The organism is Pseudomonas sp. Q1-7 (genome assembly GCF_028010285.1).
Lineage (GTDB): Bacteria > Pseudomonadota > Gammaproteobacteria > Pseudomonadales > Pseudomonadaceae > Metapseudomonas.
Genome location: NZ_CP116304.1, coordinates 2,643,605 through 2,663,928, shown reverse-complemented (window position 1 = coordinate 2,663,928; position 20,324 = coordinate 2,643,605). Strand labels below are relative to the sequence as shown.

Annotated in this window: 16 protein-coding genes; 5 read left to right on the top strand and 11 right to left on the bottom strand. The window is 67.5% G+C overall.

Features of this window, described 5'->3' with window-relative positions; genetic code table 11:
* Nucleotides 1–141 precede the first annotated feature (141 nt).
* Complete coding sequence (locus PJW05_RS12245; protein WP_271411965.1) at nucleotides 142–1,914, top strand: alpha/beta fold hydrolase; 1,773 nt, start codon at nucleotides 142–144, stop codon at nucleotides 1,912–1,914.
* Between the two features lie 46 nt (nucleotides 1,915–1,960).
* Here the strand turns inward: PJW05_RS12245 and PJW05_RS12240 are convergent, their stop codons facing one another.
* The gene (locus PJW05_RS12240) at nucleotides 1,961–3,052 is read right to left on the bottom strand and encodes a DUF1615 domain-containing protein (protein ID WP_271411964.1); all 1,092 of its coding nucleotides are present in this window, start codon (nucleotides 3,050–3,052) and stop codon (nucleotides 1,961–1,963) included.
* 376 nt (nucleotides 3,053–3,428) lie between these two features.
* Between PJW05_RS12240 and PJW05_RS12235 the strand changes: the two genes are divergently transcribed.
* Nucleotides 3,429–4,244, top strand: coding sequence for a gamma-glutamyl-gamma-aminobutyrate hydrolase family protein (locus PJW05_RS12235; protein WP_271411963.1), 816 nt, complete (start codon nucleotides 3,429–3,431; stop codon nucleotides 4,242–4,244).
* Nucleotides 4,245–4,322: 78 nt separating this feature from the next.
* On the opposite strand, the gene PJW05_RS12230 is transcribed toward PJW05_RS12235, so the two are convergent.
* Nucleotides 4,323–5,255, bottom strand: coding sequence for a YeeE/YedE thiosulfate transporter family protein (locus PJW05_RS12230; protein WP_271411962.1), 933 nt, complete (start codon nucleotides 5,253–5,255; stop codon nucleotides 4,323–4,325).
* 110 nt (nucleotides 5,256–5,365) lie between these two features.
* Between PJW05_RS12230 and PJW05_RS12225 the strand changes: the two genes are divergently transcribed.
* A complete protein-coding gene (locus PJW05_RS12225) occupies nucleotides 5,366–5,851 on the top strand; it encodes a GNAT family N-acetyltransferase (RefSeq protein WP_271411961.1) in 486 nt (161 codons plus the stop codon).
* Between the two features lie 112 nt (nucleotides 5,852–5,963).
* Complete coding sequence (locus tag PJW05_RS12220; RefSeq protein ID WP_271411960.1) at nucleotides 5,964–6,914, top strand: hypothetical protein; 951 nt, start codon at nucleotides 5,964–5,966, stop codon at nucleotides 6,912–6,914.
* A 183-nt stretch (nucleotides 6,915–7,097) separates the two neighbouring features.
* Here PJW05_RS12220 and PJW05_RS12215 read toward each other — a convergent pair whose 3' ends face one another.
* Together PJW05_RS12215 and PJW05_RS12210 are read right to left on the bottom strand one after the other, a co-directional pair.
* Complete coding sequence (locus PJW05_RS12215; RefSeq protein ID WP_271411959.1) at nucleotides 7,098–7,397, bottom strand: cell division protein ZapA; 300 nt, start codon at nucleotides 7,395–7,397, stop codon at nucleotides 7,098–7,100.
* Nucleotides 7,394–7,639 carry a hypothetical protein gene (locus PJW05_RS12210; RefSeq protein WP_271411958.1) on the bottom strand — a complete coding sequence of 82 codons (246 nt, stop codon included), beginning with the start codon at nucleotides 7,637–7,639 and terminating at the stop codon, nucleotides 7,394–7,396. Before PJW05_RS12210 ends, PJW05_RS12215 begins: the two co-directional genes overlap by 4 nt.
* 224 nt (nucleotides 7,640–7,863) lie before the next feature.
* Here PJW05_RS12210 and PJW05_RS12205 point away from each other — a divergent pair, with 224 nt between their 5' ends.
* Nucleotides 7,864–10,227, top strand: coding sequence for a DNA polymerase II (locus PJW05_RS12205; protein ID WP_271412211.1), 2,364 nt, complete (start codon nucleotides 7,864–7,866; stop codon nucleotides 10,225–10,227).
* A gap of 145 nt (nucleotides 10,228–10,372) precedes the next feature.
* Here PJW05_RS12205 and PJW05_RS12200 read toward each other — a convergent pair whose 3' ends face one another.
* Genes PJW05_RS12200 through PJW05_RS12170 form a run of 7 tightly spaced genes read right to left on the bottom strand, consistent with a single transcriptional unit; the run spans nucleotide 10,373 to nucleotide 20,315 of the window.
* Entirely contained in the window at nucleotides 10,373–11,554 is a 1,182-nt protein-coding gene (locus tag PJW05_RS12200) for an OmpA family protein (RefSeq protein WP_333908721.1), read from the bottom strand.
* A gap of 20 nt (nucleotides 11,555–11,574) precedes the next feature.
* A complete protein-coding gene (gene tssE, locus PJW05_RS12195) occupies nucleotides 11,575–12,012 on the bottom strand; it encodes a type VI secretion system baseplate subunit TssE (protein WP_271411956.1) in 438 nt (145 codons plus the stop codon).
* 3 nt (nucleotides 12,013–12,015) lie between these two features.
* On the bottom strand, nucleotides 12,016–12,552 hold the full coding sequence (gene tssJ / locus PJW05_RS12190) for a type VI secretion system lipoprotein TssJ (RefSeq protein WP_271411955.1): 537 nt from the start codon (nucleotides 12,550–12,552) through the stop codon (nucleotides 12,016–12,018).
* Nucleotides 12,533–13,627 carry a type VI secretion system baseplate subunit TssG gene (gene tssG / locus PJW05_RS12185; protein WP_271411954.1) on the bottom strand — a complete coding sequence of 365 codons (1,095 nt, stop codon included), beginning with the start codon at nucleotides 13,625–13,627 and terminating at the stop codon, nucleotides 12,533–12,535. Before tssG ends, tssJ begins: the two co-directional genes overlap by 20 nt.
* On the bottom strand, nucleotides 13,591–15,360 hold the full coding sequence (gene tssF / locus PJW05_RS12180; RefSeq protein ID WP_271411953.1) for a type VI secretion system baseplate subunit TssF: 1,770 nt from the start codon (nucleotides 15,358–15,360) through the stop codon (nucleotides 13,591–13,593). Before tssF ends, tssG begins: the two co-directional genes overlap by 37 nt.
* A 27-nt stretch (nucleotides 15,361–15,387) precedes the next feature.
* On the bottom strand, nucleotides 15,388–16,971 hold the full coding sequence (tssA, locus tag PJW05_RS12175) for a type VI secretion system protein TssA (RefSeq protein ID WP_271411952.1): 1,584 nt from the start codon (nucleotides 16,969–16,971) through the stop codon (nucleotides 15,388–15,390).
* On the bottom strand, nucleotides 16,968–20,315 hold the full coding sequence (locus PJW05_RS12170; RefSeq protein WP_271411951.1) for an ImcF-related family protein: 3,348 nt from the start codon (nucleotides 20,313–20,315) through the stop codon (nucleotides 16,968–16,970). Before PJW05_RS12170 ends, tssA begins: the two co-directional genes overlap by 4 nt.
* Nucleotides 20,316–20,324: the final 9 nt, after the last annotated feature.

The following is a 20,324-nucleotide window of genomic DNA, read 5'->3' as shown; positions in this document are numbered from 1 at the left end:
CGTCGCGGCCCACCAGCTCGTCGGGCGGCGCCTGCGTTGTCATGAAATGACATGCGCCTGTCACGAGATGAAAGGCGGCAGAGTCCGTGCGGGCCCTAGAGTCGAGGGCCGTCATCGCAGGCAACAAAAACAAGAGTCGCCATGAGCAAGTCCCCCCGCACACCCCAGCACAGCACGCCCTCCAAGCGGCGTTCCCGCCGCCAGGAATCCGACCTTCCACGCAATGACCCGCAGCACGAGCTGATCGGTACCGCGACGAACCAGACGTTGGCCGGCAACCCGCTGGTCAGTGTGCGCGCGGCCGACCTGGCGGGTTCCGCCGGCTGCCTGCTCAAGGCCCTGGGCACCTCGCCGCTCAAGGCTGGCGCCCACTTCGGTGGCTACCTGAAGGCCTTGCGCGCCATCGTCAGCGGGACTTCAGAGATCGCGCCGGACCCACGGGACAAGCGCTTCGCCGATCCGGCCTGGCAGTCCAACGTCTTCCTGCGCGCCCTGTTGCAGAGCTACCTGGCCGGGAAGGAAGAGTTCACCCGCTTCATCGACGCCACCGACCTCGCGCCGCTGGAAAAGAGCCGCGCCCAGTTCGTCGGGTCGCTGCTGGCCGATGCCCTGGCGCCGAGCAACTCACCCCTGACCAATCCGCTGGCCCTGCGCAAGCTGCTGGACACCGGCGGCCTGAGCCTGGCGCGAGGCGTGCGCCAGTTCTCCCACGACCTGCTGACCAACCGGGGGCTGCCGGCCCAGGTCGACAGCACGCCGTTCAAGGTGGGTGAGAACATCGCCACGGCCAAAGGCGAGGTGGTGTTCCGCAACGAGATGTTCGAGCTGCTGCAGTTCGCCCCGACTACCCCGCAGGTCCATGCGCGGCCGCTGGTGATGTCGCCGCCGCAGATCAACAAGTACTACGCCATCGACCTGTCGCCGGAAAAAAGCCTGATCAAGTGGATTCAGGACAGCGGCGTGAACCTGTTCGTCATCAGTTGGCGCAACCCCACCAGCGAGCACCGCGACTGGGGCCTCTCCGACTACGCGCTGTGCCTGGACCAGGCGGTGGACGTGGCGTGCCAGGTCACCGGCAGCCCGGATGTGAACATGTGGGGCTCCTGCTCCGGCGGTATCACCCTGGCGGCCTACCTGGGCTGGCTGGCGGCCCGTGGCGAAGGCCACAAGGTGGCCAACACCAGTTGGGCGGTGTGCGTGCTGGACATGCCTTCGGCCCTGGGCGACACCACCCTGGGCCTCTTCACCACGCCTGCGGCCCTGCGCGCGGCCAAGGCCAGCTCGCGGCGCAAGGGTGTGCTCAGCGGCCAGGACATGGCGCGCATGTTCGCCTGGATGCGTCCCAACGACCTGATCTGGAACTACTGGGTCAACAACTACCTGCTGGGAAACAAGCCGCCGGCCTTCGACATCCTCGCCTGGAACAACGACACCACGCGGCTGCCGGCCCAGCTCCACGCGGACTACCTGGACCTGGTGCAGGCCAACCCCTACAGCAATCCGGGCACCCTGGAGATCGCCGGCGAGTCGATCGACATGACGCAGGTGAAGGTCGGCGCCTACGTGATCGGCGGCACCACCGACCACATCACGCCCTGGCAGGGCTGCTACCGCACCGCGCGCCTGTTCGGCGAGGACGCCACCTACGTGCTCTCCAACGCGGGGCACCTGCAGAGCCTGGTCAACCCGCCGGGCAACCCCAAGTCGTACTTCTATGCGGCGACGGCCAAGGCCGCCGACCCGGAGTCCTGGCTGCAGGAGGCCGGTGAGCGCCAGCAAGGCAGTTGGTGGCCGCACTGGCGCGAGTGGATCCAGCAGCGCTCGGGCGAGAGCCTGCCGGCGCCGAAGAAACCGGGCTCGCGCAAGTACCCGCCGCTGTGCCCGGCACCGGGCACCTATGTGATGGAGCGCTGAGGAGCGCCGCTGCGGCCGGGCCCCGCAACGGGCCCTGCCCACGCAGTTAGCGGGCGCGCGTCATGCAGCGCTGGTAACGCTCATCCACCCGTCTGGCGAACCACTCGGTGGTGAGCTTGCGGGTGATCTTCGGGCTCTTCAGGTCGATGCCCGGCATCGCTTCGCGGGGCAGCTTGCGCCGCTCGATCCGCTCGGCCAGGGCGAAGACCCGCTGGTAGAGCCGAGTTTCCCCGAACGCCAGGCGGTCGCCCTTGAGCAGGTCGCGGCGGATCGCCGAATCGCTCAGGTCCAGCTGCTTCTGCAGGGCGCGCACCGCCAGCTCGGTGGCGCCGGCCTTGCTGGAACCGTGGATCACCAGGTCGCCGTCCAGCGCCAGGGCAATGCCCGAAGCCAGGCTCACGGCCTGCTGGAAGGCGGCGTTGCGGCTGGCGTACCAGCCGGCGTTGAAGTCGGCGAAGCGGTACAGCGGTCGCGAATAATCGGCCGGATAGCCCAGCAGGTGGGCGATGCCGAAATACATACCGCCGCGCCGGGTGAACACTTCCTGGCGAATGGAACCTCGCACCGGGTAGGGATAGCCCTTCGCATGGGCCTCGGCGAAGGCGATGCTCACCTGCATGGGCCCGCCGGTGTGCACCGGATTGAAGGTGCCGAACAACTGCTGGCCAAGGGGCACCATGCCGATGAAGTCGTCGAAAAGAGCGCTCAGTTCCTTTTCCGTGCGCACGCGGGCAAGGCGCTGCTCGTAGGTCTTGCCGGTGGGCGAGTCGAGCTTCAACGCGCTGTTCACCAGGAACGCCGGTACATGCAGGCGGCCGGCGCGGCGCTGGATTTCCTGCCGGGCAATCTTCGCCAGGCCCGGCACCGGCGGGTCCACCTGGTAGGTGGACTCCTGTTCGGTCACCGCCAGCACCGCGCAAAGGTTGCTGGCGCTGGGCGCAATGCCCTGGGCGGTGAAGGCCGCCTGGATATCCGCGGCCCAGCCGTGGCGGTCCGCCACCGAGGCCGGCAGCAGCCTCACCAGCGTGGCGCGCACCTCGGCCGGAGGCGCCTGCGGCTCCCGGGGGCGCTGGGCGCCACAGGCGGCCAGCGCCAGCAAGGTGCAAAGGAGAACGAGTCGGGAAACGGGGTTGTTCATCGAAGGGCTGCCTGGCAGTTCATGCCGAAGCGGGTTCGCCGGGTTGCGTGCCGTCCAGCCAGGCCCAGTGGGAGGCCAAAGTCCAGCATTCTGAACACCCGTTTTGTATGTCGCACCAGAAAATATATTTGGATTGACAATTTTATTCTTAAAGATCAATAGGTTATAAATAATAAATCGATAAAAATCGGCCATTATTTTTTACATTTCTCGACGCGCACGTTTGACATATTTAACGGCTCTGGCAGGCTATAGCGCAGGTCCCGACCGGAAATCGCCCCGACGATTACCGGCAGTGCTCGGGATCTCAGGTAGCGCCGCCCTCGCTGGCGCGCCTGCACAGCAACGATAGGCCGAGCCTGTCCCAAGGTGAAATATGTCCAACAGCAACATTGGCAATAAGAAACAGACCACTCGTAAACCGGTCGTCCTGATGTCCATGGGCGCCCAGGAACGCAAGGGCCACGACTACCAGGTGATGACCCACAAATACATCGCCCCGCTGGTAGAAATCTCCGAATGCGTGCCGGTCCTCGTCCCCACCTGCTGCGGTACCGATGACCTTGAGCAATACCTCGACATGGCTGACGGCGTGTACCTCACCGGTGCCGGCAGCAACATCGACCCTGCCCTGTATGGCCAGGAAAACCTGACCCCCGAGAAGACCCAGGACAAGGATCGCGACCTCTTCGACCTGCCCCTGATCCGCGCCGCCCTCGCGCGTGGCCTGCCGATCTTCGGCATCTGCCGTGGCATGCAGGAAATCAACGTGGCCCTGGGCGGCGACATGTACCAGAAGGTCTACGCCGAACCTGGCTTCAATGATCACCGCGAGAACACCGAGGCCCCGGTGGCAGTGCAGTACGCCCCGGCCCACAGCGTGCGCGTGCAACAGGACAGCTGGCTGCACAAGGCGCTGGGCACCGACAGCATCCAGGTCAACTCGCTGCACGGCCAGGGCCTGAAGACCCTCGGCAAGGGCATCGAGGCCATCGCCCACGCGGAAGACGGCCTGGTGGAAGCCATCCACGCGCCGAGCCTGTCGCCCTTCCTCTTTGCAGTGCAGTGGCACCCCGAGTGGCAGGCCGCGAAGAATCCCGATTCGGTGAAGATCTTCGAAGCCTTCGGTGAAGCCTGCCGCCAGCAGGTGGAGCGCAAGGCCAAGGGCCAGGCGTTCGACCACGCCGCCTGAGCCACGCCGCCGTCAGAAAGAAGCCCGGCATTCGCGCCGGGCTTTTTTCTGCTCGAACCCGACGACGCCCGCCCCCGCTCACACCCGCTTGCCGAGACGCGCCAGCCGCAGGGCCACCATCACCACCACACACATGCAGGCGAATGCCAGCCAGGCATTCGGCCAGAGCAACGGCATGCCGAACAGAATCAGGCTGTCGTTGCCGCCGGGAACCAGGCTGGCGCCAAGCCCCATCAGCGCTCCACCGGTGAAGCACCTCGCCAGCGCCAGCGGGTTCGGCCAGCGGTGTTCCCAGAGCCCGGCGGTCCAGCCGCCCAGCAGCGCCCCGGCGAACAGCGCCGGCAGCAGCAGGCCGCGCAGGCCGAGTTCCATGAAACGGCCGCTGGCCAGCTCGGCGAGGATATCGGTGTAGGCCCAGGCCCCCACGCAGACGAACAGCACCAGGAACGCCAGGCCGAGCACGATGGTGGCGTGATGGGGCGACCAGAGGGACGCCGCGTCCGCACCATTGCGTCGGTTCCAGGCCAACCAGCCGAGGCGCGCCAGCAGGGCGGCGATGATCATCGGTACCAGGCCGATCGGCACCTGTTGCAGCCAGTCGGGAATCGCCACCGGCATGGCCGAAACCGCACCGAAGCTGCGGTCGGCCAGGACGAAGCCGGCGAGAAAACCCGGCGGCGTCGCCAGCCAGGCCCATTGCCCGGAGCCGATGCGCGCCAGCACACCGAAGGCGCAGCCGCCATTGATGAAGGCACCGATGCCGAGCAACGCCCCGCCGAGGGCGGCGTGCCAGTGCAGCGGAATCCCCATGGGCACCATCGGCAGGCGGTCGAACGCGCGCAGCAGGACGAAGCCACCGAGCACCCAGAGCGAGGTTTCCAGCAGCGCACGGAAACGGTCCCAGCGACGGCGGTTCACCGCCTCTTCCAGCGCGGCCACCAGGCAGGTACCGCCGCGCTGCACGGCAAAGCCCATCAGCAGGGCCAGGAGCACACTCGCCAGCAGGATCACGCACTCATCCTCCGAAGCCGGCCGATTCGTTACCTCACAGCTTAGCGGGCGCTTCGTGCCTCCGGCCAAAGGCGTTAGCATGGCCGCCCCAACCACCCTGGAGATGCACCGTGACCCTGGAAATCCGCCCTGCCCGTCCTGATGACGCCCAGCAAATTCTCGACTTCATCATCGAACTGGCGGTCTACGAGCGGGCCGGCCACGAAGTCATCGCCAGCGTCGACGACATCCGCGGCAGCCTGTTCGCCGCCAACGCGCCCAGCCGCGCGCTGATGTGCCTGAAGGACGGCCAGCCCATCGGCTACGCGGTGTACTTCTACAGCTACTCCACCTGGCTGGGCCGCAACGGCATCTACCTGGAAGACCTCTACATCACCCCGAACCATCGCGGCACCGGCGCCGGCCGTCGCCTGCTGCGGGAGATCGCCCGCGAAGCCCGCGCCAACGACTGCGGCCGCCTGGAATGGAGCGTGCTGGACTGGAACCAGCCAGCCATCGACTTCTACCGTTCCATCGGCGCCCTGCCCCAGGACGAATGGGTGCGCTACCGCCTGGACGGCGACGCCCTGCGGGAATTCGCCGAAAGCGAGGGCTGACGTTCCAGCGCTCGCCGGCGCCTCGTGTGGGCGCGCGCAATCGGGACGCTGGCTTCTGGCATCGCCTGTGCGAAAATGCCGAAATTGCAGAAAAGATGTCGCTGGAGACTGTATGGAAATTCTGGATTACGAAGACAGCCTTGAAACCTATCTGGGCGAACTGAGCGGAAGGAAGATCACGATAGTTTCCGCCTTCGCCAGCGGCACCGAGCCCCTGATCGATCTGCTGGTCGAGAACGACAACCAACTGGATATCCTGGTCGGCACCATCAACTCGCTGACCTCTCCCGATTTCATCGAACATTGCATCAACGAGGCGAACCCCGCCCTGGCCCTGTCGGTGGACTTCCGCTACCAGGCGAGCGTCAACTGGAAGCTCTACCTGGTGGAGCCGGACGTGGTGATCCTGGGCAGCGCCAACCTGACCCAGGTGGGCGTCAGCCTGGTGCGCGACACCTGCACGGTCATTACCGATGCGGCCCTGTACGACGCCTACCTGGCGCGGGTCCAGGCCCTCAAGGCCACCGAGGGTGTGCTGCCCTGCAGCCACGCCCAGGCCTTCGAGGATGCGCTGGACAGTTACAAGCAGAGCCACCGCCGCATGCAGGCCGGCCTGGCGCGTACCGCCGAGTACCTGGACAGCGAGGGATGGCTGGGGGATGACATCAACCAGAGCATCCCGCTGTTCATCTGGTACAGCGACCACTCGCAGCAGTCCGAGGACGAAGCGCGCGACCACCTCAAGTCGAGCAGCGACGGCGTGGCCTGGGACGATGTGCGGGAGTTCTTCACCTACGAATGCGCCGAGGGCGCCCTGCCCTACGAAGAAGGCGACGTGGTGCTGACCGCGCGCTGCAACGGCTCGCACATCGGCTTCTACACCTTCGACCGCATCCTCTACCGCGATGGCACCTATTACATCTACGCCTACCGCAAGAAGCGCTACACCCAGCCGTTCAGGCTGGATGGCGACAAGGAACTACTCAAGGAAGCCATCCCGGTGTGGTACGAGGACGGTCGCACCGAGATCAACCGCGCCGACATCCTGCGCGTCATCGGCTGAGCCCGCCCAGCCCACTTTGTGGGAGAGCATTCATTCGCGAATGAATGCTCTCCCACACCAATCTTGCGGACTTCAACCGGCTACGAACCTCGTAGGATGGGTAGAGCCTGCGAAACCCATCGTCCCGTGCCGATGGGTTTCGCTTCGCTCTGGCGCAACCCCCGCCACATCCCGCGTTCCTTTCTAGCCCTCGGGACCGTCCAGCTGCTGGCGAATGCGCCGGTTGAGCGCGGCGAGGCGCTGGGTGACGTCATCGGCCTCGGGGGCTTTGCCCGGACCGTTCAATTGCCGCGCACACAGGTTGAGCGCGGAAAGCACCACCAGCTCGCTGCCGGTGACATAGGGGAATTTCTTGTTGTTGGCGGCGATCTCCGCCTGCAACATCGCCGCCGCATCCCGCAGTACCTGCTCCTCGCCGGGGGGCGCCTTGATGCTGTACTCGCGCCCCAGGATGCGCAGTACGCGGATGCCATCCCTGTTCATGCGCTGGCGTGACTCACGCCGCTACGGCCCTCGTTGACGCGGTGGACCAGGGCCTGCAGGCGTTCGGCGGCGGCGTTGTTCTTCTCTTCCTGCTCCATCATCGCCAGTTGCAGGCTGTCGTTCTCTTCGCGGGCCTTGCGCAATTCGGCGCGGATGCGCGCGTTGTCCTCGGCGATGGCCTGGTTCTGTTGCAGCAGCTCGCTGACGAGTTCTTCGAGTTGTACGAGGGTGTTGTCCAGCATGATCGTCTCCCGGACGGATGAAAAAGGCCGCGGAGGATAAAGAAATACCCCCCGTCTGGCCAGGAAAAATAAGCCACTTCGGACAAGGTGTGTGCTGTCAATTCAATGGCTTAGACAATGTATTTGATGTCGATCATGACAGCACGGCCGCGCCTCTCCGACGCGCGCGTCGAAACGATGACGAGTAGAATCCCGCCGTGGAAAAAGGTTCCGAGGTCAGCGTGGTGGAGTTGCAGCAGGGGTTCGTCCTGACCCGGCATTGGCGGGATACGGCCGAGGGGACGGAAGTGGAATTCTGGCTGGCCACCGACGCCGGCCCGAGACAAGTCCGCCTGCCCGCCCAGACCTCGGTGGCCTTCATCCCCGCCGAACAGCGCGAGCGCGCCGAAACCCTGCTGCGCGGCGAGCGCGACGTGGAACTGCGCCCCCTCGCCCTCCAGGACTTCCAGCACCGCCCGGTACTGGGCCTCTACTGCAGGCAGCACCGCCAGTTGATGCGCCTGGATAAGGCGCTGCGCAAGGCTGGGGTGGATGTCTTCGAAGCCGACATCCGCCCGCCGGAACGCTACCTGATGGAGCGTTTCATCACCGCGCCGGTACGCTTCGGCGGCACCCCGGACGCCGGCGGCGTGCTGTTGGAAGCCCAGCTCAAGCCAACATCGGATTACCGCCCGCGCCTGCGGTTAGTGTCCCTGGACATCGAGACCAGCGAGCGCGGCGAACTCTACTCCATCGCCCTGGAAGGCTGCGGCCAGCGCCAGGTCTACATGCTCGGCACGGCGAACGGCGATGCCGGAGACGTGGATTTCCGGCTGGACTACCGCGACAGCCGCGCCGAGCTGCTGGAAGCCCTCAACCAGTGGCTGGCCGAGCACGACCCGGACGCCATCATCGGCTGGAACCTGGTGCAGTTCGACCTGCGCGTGCTGCAGGCCCACGCCGAGCAGTTGAAAGTGCCGTTGCGCCTGGGCCGAGGCGGCGACCCCATGGTCTGGCGCGAGCACGGCAGCGGCAACAACCACTTCTTCGCCGAGGCCGCCGGGCGGCTGATCATCGACGGCATCGAGGCGCTGCGCTCGGCCACCTGGAGCTTCCCCTCCTTCAGCCTGGAAAGCGTGGCCCAGACGCTGCTCGGCGAAGGCAAGGCAATCGATACGCCCTACCAGCGCATGGACGAGATCAACCGCATGTTCGCCGAGGACAAGCCCGCCCTGGCGCGCTACAACCTCAAGGACTGCGAGCTGGTCACGCGCATCTTCGAGAAGACCGAGCTGCTCGACTTCCTCCTCGAACGCGCCACGGTCACCGGCCTGGCCACCGACCGCAGTGGCGGCTCGGTGGCGGCCTTCACCCATCTCTACCTGCCACTGATGCACCGCCAGGGTTTCGTTGCGCCCAACCTCGGCGACAAGCGCCCCGAGGCCAGCCCCGGCGGCTTCGTCATGGATTCGCGCCCCGGCCTCTACGAATCGGTGTTGGTGCTGGACTACAAGAGCCTCTACCCCTCGATCATTCGCAGCTTTCTGATCGACCCGGTGGGCCTGATCGAAGGCCTGCGCCAGCCGGACGACGCGCATTCGGTGCCGGGCTTCCGTGGCGCCCGCTTCTCCCGCACCCGGCACAGCCTGCCCGCCATTGTCGAGCGGGTCTGGCAGGGGCGCGAAGCGGCCAAGCGCGACCGCAACGCCCCGTTGTCCCAGGCACTGAAGATCATCATGAACGCCTTCTACGGCGTACTCGGCTCCAGCGGCTGCCGCTTCTTCGATCCGCGCCTGGCCTCCTCGATCACCATGCGCGGCCACGAGATCATGCGCCGCACCCGCGAACTGATCGAAGCCCAGGGCTACAGCGTGATCTATGGCGACACCGATTCCACCTTCGTCTGGCTCAAACGTGCCCACGACGAAGAAGACGCCGCGCGCATCGGCCGCGGCCTGGTACAACTCGTCAACCAGTGGTGGCGCGAGCACCTGCGCCAGGAATACGGCCTGGAAAGCGCCCTGGAACTGCAGTACGAAACCCACTACCAGCGTTTCCTGATGCCCACCATCCGGGGCGCCGAAGAAGGCAGCAAGAAGCGCTACGCCGGCCTGGTGGCGCGGGCGGACGGCAGCCGGGAAATGGTCTTCAAGGGCCTGGAGACGGTACGCACCGACTGGTCGCCCCTGGCCCAACGCTTCCAGCAGGAACTCTACGAGCGCATCTTCAAGCGCCAGCCGTACCAGGATTACGTGCGCGAGTACGTGCGACAGACCCTGGCAGGGGAGTTGGACGAACTGCTGGTCTACCGCAAGCGCCTGCGCCGGCAACTGGACGACTACACCCGCAACGTGCCACCCCATGTGCGCGCCGCACGCATGGCCGACGAATTCAACGACCGCCAGGGCCGCCCGCGCCAGTACCAGAATGGCGGCTGGATCAGTTACCTGATCACCCTGAACGGCCCGGAGCCGCTGGAAACCCGCCGCTCGGCCATCGACTATGACCACTACCTGACCCGCCAGCTGCAACCGGTGGCCGATGCCATCCTGCCCTTCGTGGGCGACGACTTCGCCTCGCTGATCGACCGGCAGATGGCGCTGTTCTAAGCCGGCCCAAACGACCCCATTTGCAAAGCGAGCCACGTCCCCCGTAGGTTGGTGCGGGCCACGCTGGTCCGAGCCTGCGAAGCCCAACGATGGGGTGCCAGTCCAGATCGCAGCCCGGTGAGCTCCGGGTCACCGACTGCTGCCCTCAGGGCGCCTTGGTCAGGCAAGCGCCCTTCTGTGGCACCAGGCTGATGTCGACACGCCGGTTGGCGGCTCGTCCCGCCTCGCTTCCGTTATCGGCAATCGGTTGGCTCGAGCCGCTGCCCTGAACGACGAAGCAGTCGTCGGGCACGTCGCCCATGCTTTTCATCCAGTCGCGAACCGCCTCGGCGCGGAGGCGCGAGAGTTGCAGGTTCCGCTCGGCGTCGCCCGTGGCGTCGGTGTGCCCGGTGATGACAACCAACCACCCCGGTTGTGCCTTGATGTTGGCCAGGGCATTGACCAGCGCCTTGGTCGACTCCGGCTTCAACCGGGCGCTGCCGGCAGCGAACAGCAATCGGCTGTCCAACCGTATCGGCCCGGTAACACCGGCTTGAGCGAAGTCCGGCGACGAGACACCAACCCCGTTCCCCCTCGCAAACGGCCACCCCCACCAGAGCGCGCCCATCAGCATGACCGCAACCAGTCCCGCCGATAGCCAGGGAAGCCACCGTCGCCCACGGCGGGCCACTGTGGGCAGCATGGCGATCTCCAGTTCGACGACGGCGGGCGTCGCTGGGTCGGGGCTGGGCACCTGCACCTGCCTGACGGTCTGGACGGGGCCGCCGAAGGGCATGTGCAGGATGATGCGGCCTGTCCGCGAACTCGCCGCGACGCTGCTCTCCAGGCGCCCGACGAGTGTCGCGAGCTGCTGGCGCAACGCTCGCAGAGGAGCCAGCGGCGCCTGCAGATGTTCGCCCAGCCTGGCCTGCAGAGCGTCCAGCTCCACCTCCAGGCGACGCGCCGCCGGCAACTCGCCGTCACCGGCCTCCAGACCACGCAGCAGCGGCTGCATCTGCGTGAACAACCAGGCGAGGATGTCCGTGCGCTCCTGCGACCGCAGGGGCCACAAGCGCTCCCACCCGCCGCCCAGCACCTGCCCCAGCAGCGCCACACCATCGGCCATCCCCGAAAGGCCACGCCGATGACCGAGCGCCAGAGCGAAGAAAGCCGCCGTCTGCAGGTCGCCACCGCTGTCCCTCAGCAGTTCCCGGCACCACCGCTCGACCTTGTCCCAGTCGACGTCCGGGCGGGCGGGATGATTCAGTTTTGACAGTTCTTCGCACAGCGCGACGAATTCGCCGCGCCCGCGCGGATCGTTTCCAATACGCATTCCCAGCTCACTCATGACGCTCATTTCCTTTGGCGCTACCGCGACAGGTAGTTCTGCCGTTTGAGGTGGCGCACCAGCACTTTGCCCTGCGGCGCGAGGCTGGCTCCGAAGGTCGCCTGCTCTCCACTCATCAAGCTCACGTCGAAGCTGTATTCCAGGTAGCCCGGCTGGGACTGCGGCTCCAGCCGAACGCTCAGCGCCGCCAGACGTGGCTCGTACTTCAGCAAGGTGTGGGTCAGGGTGCCCATCAAGCCATGGGCAGCGGCGGGCAACCCCTGGAGGATCTGGCTCATGTCGGGAAGTCCGTAATCCGGCAAATGACTGAGGGAACCGGCCCGGCTGTTGAGAATGCGCTGGACGTTGTCGAGTACCGACAGAATCGCCTGGTCCTCCTCCCGCACCTCGTGGAGTGCCAGTTCCCCGGAGAAGTTCTGCAGGAGCATCTCGTAGAGCGATGGATTGTCCTCGGCCATCGGTCACTCCTCGACCTGCGGACGCAGATCCAGGCGGTTGTCGGCCAGTTCGACCACCCGTGAGCGATCCGGGTCCAGCTCTTCCCGGGTCAGTACCAGCCGCCAGCTGTTCCGCGCCATGTCCGGTTGGCGGAACAACGCCACCACCGCCACGACCTGCGCAGCCTCGTCCATCGGCATGGTCAGTTGCGCGCCTTCGCCAGGCTTCACCAGCACGGCCCTCTCCTCCAGCAGGTCGGCGCCCAGCAGGATGTCGCTGTCGGTCAGCAGGCTGTCATAGGCGGCCTGCTCGAAAGCCTTGCCGTCACGCAACTGATAGACGCGCACCAGGGTCGGCACGGATAGCCCGGACATCTCCTGGTTGTCGGTGTTGATCGCTGCGCGACCGCTGAAGTCCAGGTGCAGGGTTTTCACCTGCTTGTGGAATACCGACCTGGCAATGGAGGCCGAGCTGTCCGCTACGCCCTGGTACAAGCCGCAGCCTCCGACCAGCGTCCCCAGCAGGGCCGGCAGCAAGGGTTTAAAAACGGTACGCAACATGCCGTGCCTCTCTTTCCATGGGATTGTTCCGCAGGCCCCGGTAATGGCCCAGATCGATGGTGACGGTGCCCTGCTCGTCCGCTCGCCGGCTGCTGCCCAACCCCAGTAGCCCGGTCATGCCGAGCAATACCGACGCCCGCCCGAGTACGGGCTGCGGCAGACAGTGCGTCGGCAGTGACAGTTGCAAGCGGGCCGTGCAACGCCAGCCGAGGTAAACGCGCAGCAGGACCAGGAGATCACCGTGCAGCCGGGCGCCCGGCAACCAGCCCAAGGCTTCCTCGCGGTCTTCGGTGAACAACGCCAGGAGCAGCTGACTGTTGGCGTCGCGACCGACGCTACCCAACGGAGTCCCCTGGGACAGCCGCACCGGATGGCGGGTCGACAAGCTGGCCGGTCGCTCCAGCGGTATGCGCTGCGGCCAGTGCGGTATCACGCGCGCCCGCGTCCGGGGCGCCAGCAACTTCACCAACGCCACCACACCTTCGGCATTGCGAGTAGGCAGGCGCATGACACTGAGCAACGCGAGGAAGCGGGAAATCGGCGTCGCAACATGATTGGCGGTGCCGGGAATCCCCAAGCCGATCAGCCCCAGCAGGCACTGCGAGGTCGCATCGGTGCCCCCCGCCTCGAAGGTCGCCGGGTAGGAATACTTGCGCCAGATGCGATAGAGCTGGGTGAACACGCGGTGGTTGAAGATATCGAGGAAGGCCGCCAATGCCTCGTGCCCGTCGCGGCGCTGCGCGATATCGTCGAGGTAGGTGGTCGGCAGGGGCGAATCCACACCGTACAGGCCCAGCACGCGCGTGCGCACCGTGGCCGGGCGCAGCGGGTGTTCCGCCTCGGTTTCAATGGCCCGCAACTCGCCTGCGGGGAACCCCATTCCGGGGTCCGGGCGAAAGCGCACCGGATCATCCGCCAGGCGCGTGGTGCTGCCCAGGGCCGGATGATCCGGCAACGCCCGCTCCAGCAGTTGGCAGAAGCGGTACAGGTTGGCTTCGGCCACGCGCCCTTCCAGGGCCTGCAACAAGCCGCTGGCGTTCAGCCGGGAATACGCTGACTGTGGTTCTCGTTCCATCGCAGGCACTTTCCAGTGGGTTGAAGGATCAGCGTGAGCTGGTTGAACAGGTGAATATCGGCGTAGAGGGCAAAGAAGCGGTTGAGCATTTCACCGAACAGGCTGATGTCGCCCTCGCCGGCAAAGCCGTTGGCGTCCAGCGTGACCTCGATATCCACCCCGCGCAGCAGAAAGCCCTTCTCGAAGCGCTGGATCAGGTGATGGCGAACCTCGACTATGGCCTCCAGGCGCCTGCGGTTCAGCTCGCTGCCGGTCCAGTCGTAGAGCGCCAGGGTGCCGCGCAGCACCTCGGCGTTATCCAGCATGGGCAGGAAGTTCGAGCCCAGGTGACTGAGCACACGCCAGTGGAAGCGGTCGCGATTGGGCGGGTAGCACGGCAACGTCGGCGCGCACAGGTTGCGCACCCGCAACCCGGTCTGGGTCGACTGCACCAGGGTATCGAGCAAGGTGCTCTGCAACGCCTTGCGCGGCAACTGGCCGTTGGTGCCGGTCAGACGCAGCGACAGGCTTTCGTTCTCCCGCAACCGGTCGACATCGAAACCCTCGCCGCCAAGGATCAGCCAGGTGTCGTGCAAACCGTTCACCCCGCGCTTGAGGCGGGTATGGAAGTAACGCTCGGGGGCGTCGTCCCGCAGCATGCCGCCCTTGTGCCGGAAGCTGGTGAAGGGCACGTAGTCCTCGCGCTCGGCGTTCTTCGTGGCGGTGACCCGGTCCACCGAATAGATCTCCGTATGACCGTCCTGCAAGCGCATGGGCCGCAGCAGGTAGTCGCTTTGCAGCGGGTCGAGGCGCAGCGGATCGGCCTCCAGCGGAAACAGGTTGATCACCGGTACGGCGTGCAGGCGGATGTGTTCGGCGCGCGGCACGAAGTCATGCGGCCAGGCTTCGGCCAACACCACCTCCAGCTCGAACCAGGGTGTGTTTTCCGGAATCTTCAATCGCTCGAGCCCGTGCAGGGTGACGAACATGAACTTCTCACGGAAGCCGAAGTACTCCAGCAACAACTGATATCCGCTGAAGGCGCTATCGCCCTTGGGCCACAAGCGATCGTCCTCGGCGAACCCCCTGGCGGCGAAATGACCGTCCAGCGTCTGGCGCTCCGACAGGCCGGGCAGACGTACGTAAAGCACCTGCGCATGCCGGGTCAGCGCCAGGTGCAGCGCGCTGGCCAGCGGCGCCTCGGCGTTCAGGTACAGAGGCAGGCGGCTCAGGTCCAACTGCTCCCAGTCGGCCAGCGGGCCGCAGGCGAAACGCAGGCGCAACACCGAGCGGCCGTCCGGCTCGTAGGCCAGGCGCAACGAGTCCAAAGCCAGTGGCTGCAGGGTCAGGTCCTGGGTAGTGGTGTAGCGACAGCGGGTGCGTTGTGGCCCCACGGGTTGCGACAGCACCTCCAGGCCCTGATCGACGCGCTCACTGCGCTTCAGCTGTTGCAGGTCGGGGACGAACTCGACAATCGACAGCGACGGGATGGTGCGCAAGTAATGCGGCCAGAGCAGGCTCACCAGTCCCTCGGTCAGCTCCGGGAGATCATCGTCGAGCTTCTCGCGCAGACGTCCCATAAGGAAGGCGAAGCCTTCGAAAAGGCGCTCGACATACGGGTCGCGGGCGCCTGGCCGGTCCAGGTTGAGTTGCGCCGCGCGGTCGGGAAAGGCTTCGGCGAACTCCTGCCCGGCCTCGCGCAGGTAGCGCATCTCCGCCTCGAAATAGCGCAGCGTCAGGTTGTCCATGTCCACAAAAAAGCATCCTGTTCTGTAAAAGTTTCAACCGCAGAGCACGGCGGCCCGTACCGGATCGATGCCGACCAATGCGGCCAGCAACGCATCCATGCGTCGCCCGAGCGCCAGCTTGTCCGCATCGTTGCGCTGGGACTTCTGCCGCAGCAGCTTGAGCAGGCGAGCCTGGACCTCGAACGTCAGCTCGGGCTCCCACTCCGCCAATGCCTGGCGCTGCGCCGTGGCTTCCAGCTCACCCAGCAGATGGATGGCCAGCTCGTTCTTCGCGCATTGTTCGGCCACCCGCGCCATCAGCAGGCGCAACAACCAGCGCTGGCGTCCCGTCTGCACGCCGGGGCGCGTGCCGAGCCAGACCAGCGCCGCTTCCGCGCCATCGCTGTCGGCCTGCGCCAGCGCTTCGCTTTCCAGCGCGAGGATGTCGGCCTCCAATGCCGCCGGGGCGGCCGGGGCGGGCAGCCACTGGTGGGGGCGGTTGCCGCTCACCTGTTGGGCGATCCAGTCGCGCGTGGTCTCGTCGGCGAAGGGCGTGCCGTCGTTCCAGCGCAGGTTTTCCAGGCCCGGCAGACGGTCGAGGAACATGCCCAGATCGCGCTTGACGATATCCGCCCAGCCGTCCTGCGGCGCCGGTTGCTTGCTCAACGCCTGGCACAGGTACCACTGCAGATCGAGCCAGAAGTGGTTCACGCCTTCGGCATAGATGCGCTCCACCTGATCGAGCAGTTCGCTCCAGCTCTGCTGCAGGTACAGCCGCTTGAGCTGCGCCCGGTAGTCGCTGCGCGGCGGCGCCAGGCGGGTGTTGCCGCCGGCCTCCTCGGGAGGTGGCTGGTGCACGGTGTCCCAGCGCAGGCTTTTCATCAGTCGGTGGGCGGCCAGCCAGCCCAGCGGCTGTGCGCGCAGATAACCGGCCAGCGCCCGACCGCCATCCAGCAGGTCGCGACCGGACTTCACGGCAGCAACGGCCGGCGCGCTGCGCGGTTCGGTCGTCTCGTGGGCTGCGCTGTTCTGCGGCACCAGCGCATCCACCCCGCCGGATTGGGCTAGCCGGCTCGTCAGAGCGGCATACAAGGCCCCCAGGGCCGGCCGCTGATCCTCCGGCCATGCGCCCAGGCCCTGTTCCAGCCAGGCCAGCGCCGCCACCGTACGCTCCGCCTCGGCCTTCACCACTTCCGGATAGAGCGACAGGCTGGCCAGCACCTTGCCGCTGGCCAGCCACTCCAGCGCCATCCGCCGGCTGTTGGGTCGGCTCGGCAGAAGCCCATCGGCAAAGCGCTCCACCAGGGCGGCCAGCAGGCTCAGGCCGTCCGCCAGGCCCGCTTCGCCATCCGACTGCAAACGCGCCCAGAGAAAGTAAGTCGCCACGCGCAGGTCCTTGCAGCGCTGCTTGAGTAGTTTCTCCGCCAACTGCGCCACCAGCCCGGCATCGGCACCCGAGAGCTTGTTGACCTCCTCACGCATGCGCTGGAAGTCGTCGTCGTAACCGGGGTCCTCCCCCACGGCCGAGTCCTTGCCGATCGGCTGTAGCCAGGGGCCCCAGTCCGGCGCCTGCTGGCGCGCCAGCGTCAGCGCATCGCGCGGTCCCAGGCAACTGGCGATCAATGAAGTCAGGCTCATGGCAATGCTCCGGTCCGGGTCAGGGCGAGCGGCGCCGTGCGCTCGTCGAGGAAGATCTGCGCCGGCAGCTTGAAGCCGCGCAGTTGCAGCAGCGCCAGCGGGCCGGCGCCCAGTTCGGTGCGCAGGTACCAGGTCAGGCCCAGGCCATCGGGCGCCGCGAGCACCAGGCGGTAGCGGCTGCCGTTGTCGTCCAGCGGGGTGGCCTGGGCCTGCTCCAGCAGGCGGATCAGCCCCCAGGTGCCGGGGTAGTCGCCAAACAGCCGCTCGCCGGTGCGCACGCTGGTCCAGGTCAGGCTGGCGCCGGGGTGGGCGTGGACGCCGGGCCAGCCGAAGCGTTGCCAGCGTTCCCGCTGGTTGAAGTACTCCAGGCGGGCGCCATCGAGGATCAGGGTGGTCTGCACCACGTCGCGCACCGGTTTGGCCTGCAGCTCGAACTCCAGCCCGAGGCCGCCGTCGGTGAAGAGCACGTCGGCCAGTTCGCCGAGCCGGTTGACCGCCCGCAGGAACTCGGGGTTGAAGCGCAGCCCCTGGCTGTGGCCGGGATCGGCCACCCAGCGATTGCCTTCCTTGCGCAGCACGCCACCCAGTTGTTGCGCCAGGAACTGGTCGATGCGCCCGCTGTCGGCGCGGATCATCTGCCCGAGCATGGGCAGCGAGGCGTCGCTGCCGGTGGCGGCAAAGGGGTAGCGCCCGACGAAGGCGCTGTCCCAGGGGTCGACGATGGCGCGCTGCCAGTGGCGGTTGAGCCCGGCCGCGGTGGGGTGCAGCACGCGCTGCCAGGCCTGTTCCAGCGGCTGGACGAACAGCGCCTGGCCGAAGCCGCCCCACTCCGCGCCGAGGCTGGCGGCGAGCAGGCTGCCGTAGGCGCGGGTGTCGCTGAGGTCGACGCTCTTGCCCTGGAACACGGTCTGCGCCAGGGCCTGGGTCATGGCCTGCGGGTCGGCGGCGTTGCTCACCTGCTGGAGCTTCAGGCGCACGCGGGTGACGCGGGTGAGGAAGGCCTGCAGGCTCAGGCGGCCGTCGTTGCCGCTGGCGTCGGCGCCCTGGCCGAGCAGGGCCAGCAGCGGGCCGAAGCTGTCCGCCAGCGGGCCTGCCGGGATCGGCGCCTGCGGCTCGATGACCGGGGACTTGTCGGTGCCGATGAGCTGTTGCGCGGACTGCATCAGGGCCTCGCCCAGGGCCTGGCCGCGCGTGCCGGCCCGGCCCTGGTAGGCCAGGCTGTTGAGCAGGGCGAGCAGCGGCGACTGGCGCACGTCGGTCATCAGGGTGAGCTGGTCGATGGCGTCGGCGAGGCTGGCGGCCGGGCGCCAGCGCAGGCTGTTGAGCAGGTCGAGCCAGGCGCGGGCGTAGTCCTGGAAGTAGCGCGCGGTGAGGCGCTCGCGCAGCACCTCGGGGCTCAGCTCGGCGTCGACCTGGGCCGGGTCGTCGCTGAGCACCCAGTCGATGTCTTCGCGGCGCGCGGCGGCGATGGCGTCGATGGCCTGGCGCACCTGGCCGTCCCAGGCCTGGCGGGTGAACACCCCGGGCACCTCGGCGGCGCTGCTGAACAGCGCCTCGGCATCGGTGTCGCCGACCAGCTGGCGCAGGCCCACGGGTGGGTACTGGTTGGCCGCCGCGTCGAGCACGCGCCGGTAGAGGGCGCTTTCGCCGTTGCGCTGGCCGAGCTGGCCGAGCAGCAGCCGGCGCGCCTGGGCGACCAGGACCGGATCGGCCTGGATGCGCCACTCCGGGTGCGCCGCCAGGTGTTCGGCGTAGAAACGCCAGAGGTCGGGCGCGAAGCCCTGCCAGACGCCGGCGCTGACGCCCGCCGGTTCGGCAGCGCCAAGGGCACGGGCGAGGAAGGCCGCGTCGGTCTTTTCCGGGCGGGCCAGCATCAGGTAGGCCTTGAGCTGGTCGTAGCCCGCGCCCGCACGGGCGGCGCGCTCCGGGCTGCCCGGCGGCAGGCGGATCAGCGCGGCCAGTTCGGCTTCCAGGCGGGCCGCCGCCGGGTCGCGCAGCAGCCGCTGGCCGGCGCCGACGAAGCGCGGCCAGAGGGCCTCCAGCAGGCGGTCGTTCTGGCTCAGGCCGAAGCGCTGGTACCAGGGCACGCCGCGCGCGGCGCGGTAGTCGAGGCGGTCCAGCTCGCGGGCCAGTTCGTGGAGGGCGCGCCATTGCGCGTCGCCCTCACGCGGCTGGTCGAGGGTTGCCAGGGCGGCCTGCAGTTCGGCGATCTGCGCGCGGTTGTTGGCGAAGGACAGCAGCAGGCCGAGCCCCCACAGGGCCATCAGCGCGAGCAGCAGCGCCGTGCTGGCGCGCGCCGGCGTCCAGCCACGGGGCCGGCCGCCGAGGGCGGCGTCCAGCACGCCACGCCAGGCCGGGTCCGCCCGCCAGGCGTGGGTGTCGCCGCGCCCACTGGGCGCCGGCAGCGGCAGGCTGAACCACAGCCCGCGCAGCGCCAGGTCTCGCGCCGACAGCAGCGGCGCCAGGGCCTGGGTCCAGCGCGCGAGGCCTTCGGCTTGCAGGTCGCGGGCCAGGCGCAGCAGGAAGTCGTGGCGGTTGTCGCCCCGCATCTGCTCCAGGCCGGCGGCGCGCAACGGCCGAACCAGACCGGCCAGGCTGTCGTGCAGCTGCGCCACGCCGGCGCGCGGCGCCAGCCGGCAGCCCACCGCCGCGACCGGCCGCGCGGCCTGCGCCCAGGCGCTGCCGCGCACCTCCCAGAGGTGCACCGGAGCCTGCCAGCGCAGCGTCCGCGTGAGCTGCTGCAGCCAGCGCACACCGTGGCCCAGGTGCTCGGGGTCGGCGCCCTGCTGGGCATTCAGCGCCCAGACGATGCCGTCCAGCGGACGGCGTGGGCACAGCTGGCGCCACTGCTCCAGCAACGCCTCGTGCGAGCGCTCTTGCACGCTGCCGCCCCAGAGCAGGACGGCGCCCTCGCCCTCCAGCCACTGCCGCTCGGCCAGGGCCGGGGCGATGGCCTTGATCTCGTCGGGCTCGCCGAGCACCAGCAGCAGGCGCACTTGGCGGCGCCAGAAGAGGCCGTAGGTGTCGCGCAGGTGCTGGCGCAGTTCAGCCGCGACCGTCTGATTGCTCGTGCCATCCGAGGCCAGGGCAGGCTTGGCCGGTCTATCGTCGCCCAACTGCTCCCGGTAACCCGATTGCCCGATCTTGCGCCCCATCTGCCAATACGCCACCAGCAGGGCCACCAACGACAGCGAGAGTCCCGACGCCAACCACAAGGCGATCTCCTGCCGATCGCTTCCCGGGCTAACACCCCAAAGATCCGGCCACCACCACAGCAGCAGACAGATCCCCCCACCAACCACGGCCACCAGGCCGATCAGTCCCCAGATAGTTACAGTGCGCATCGGATTTCC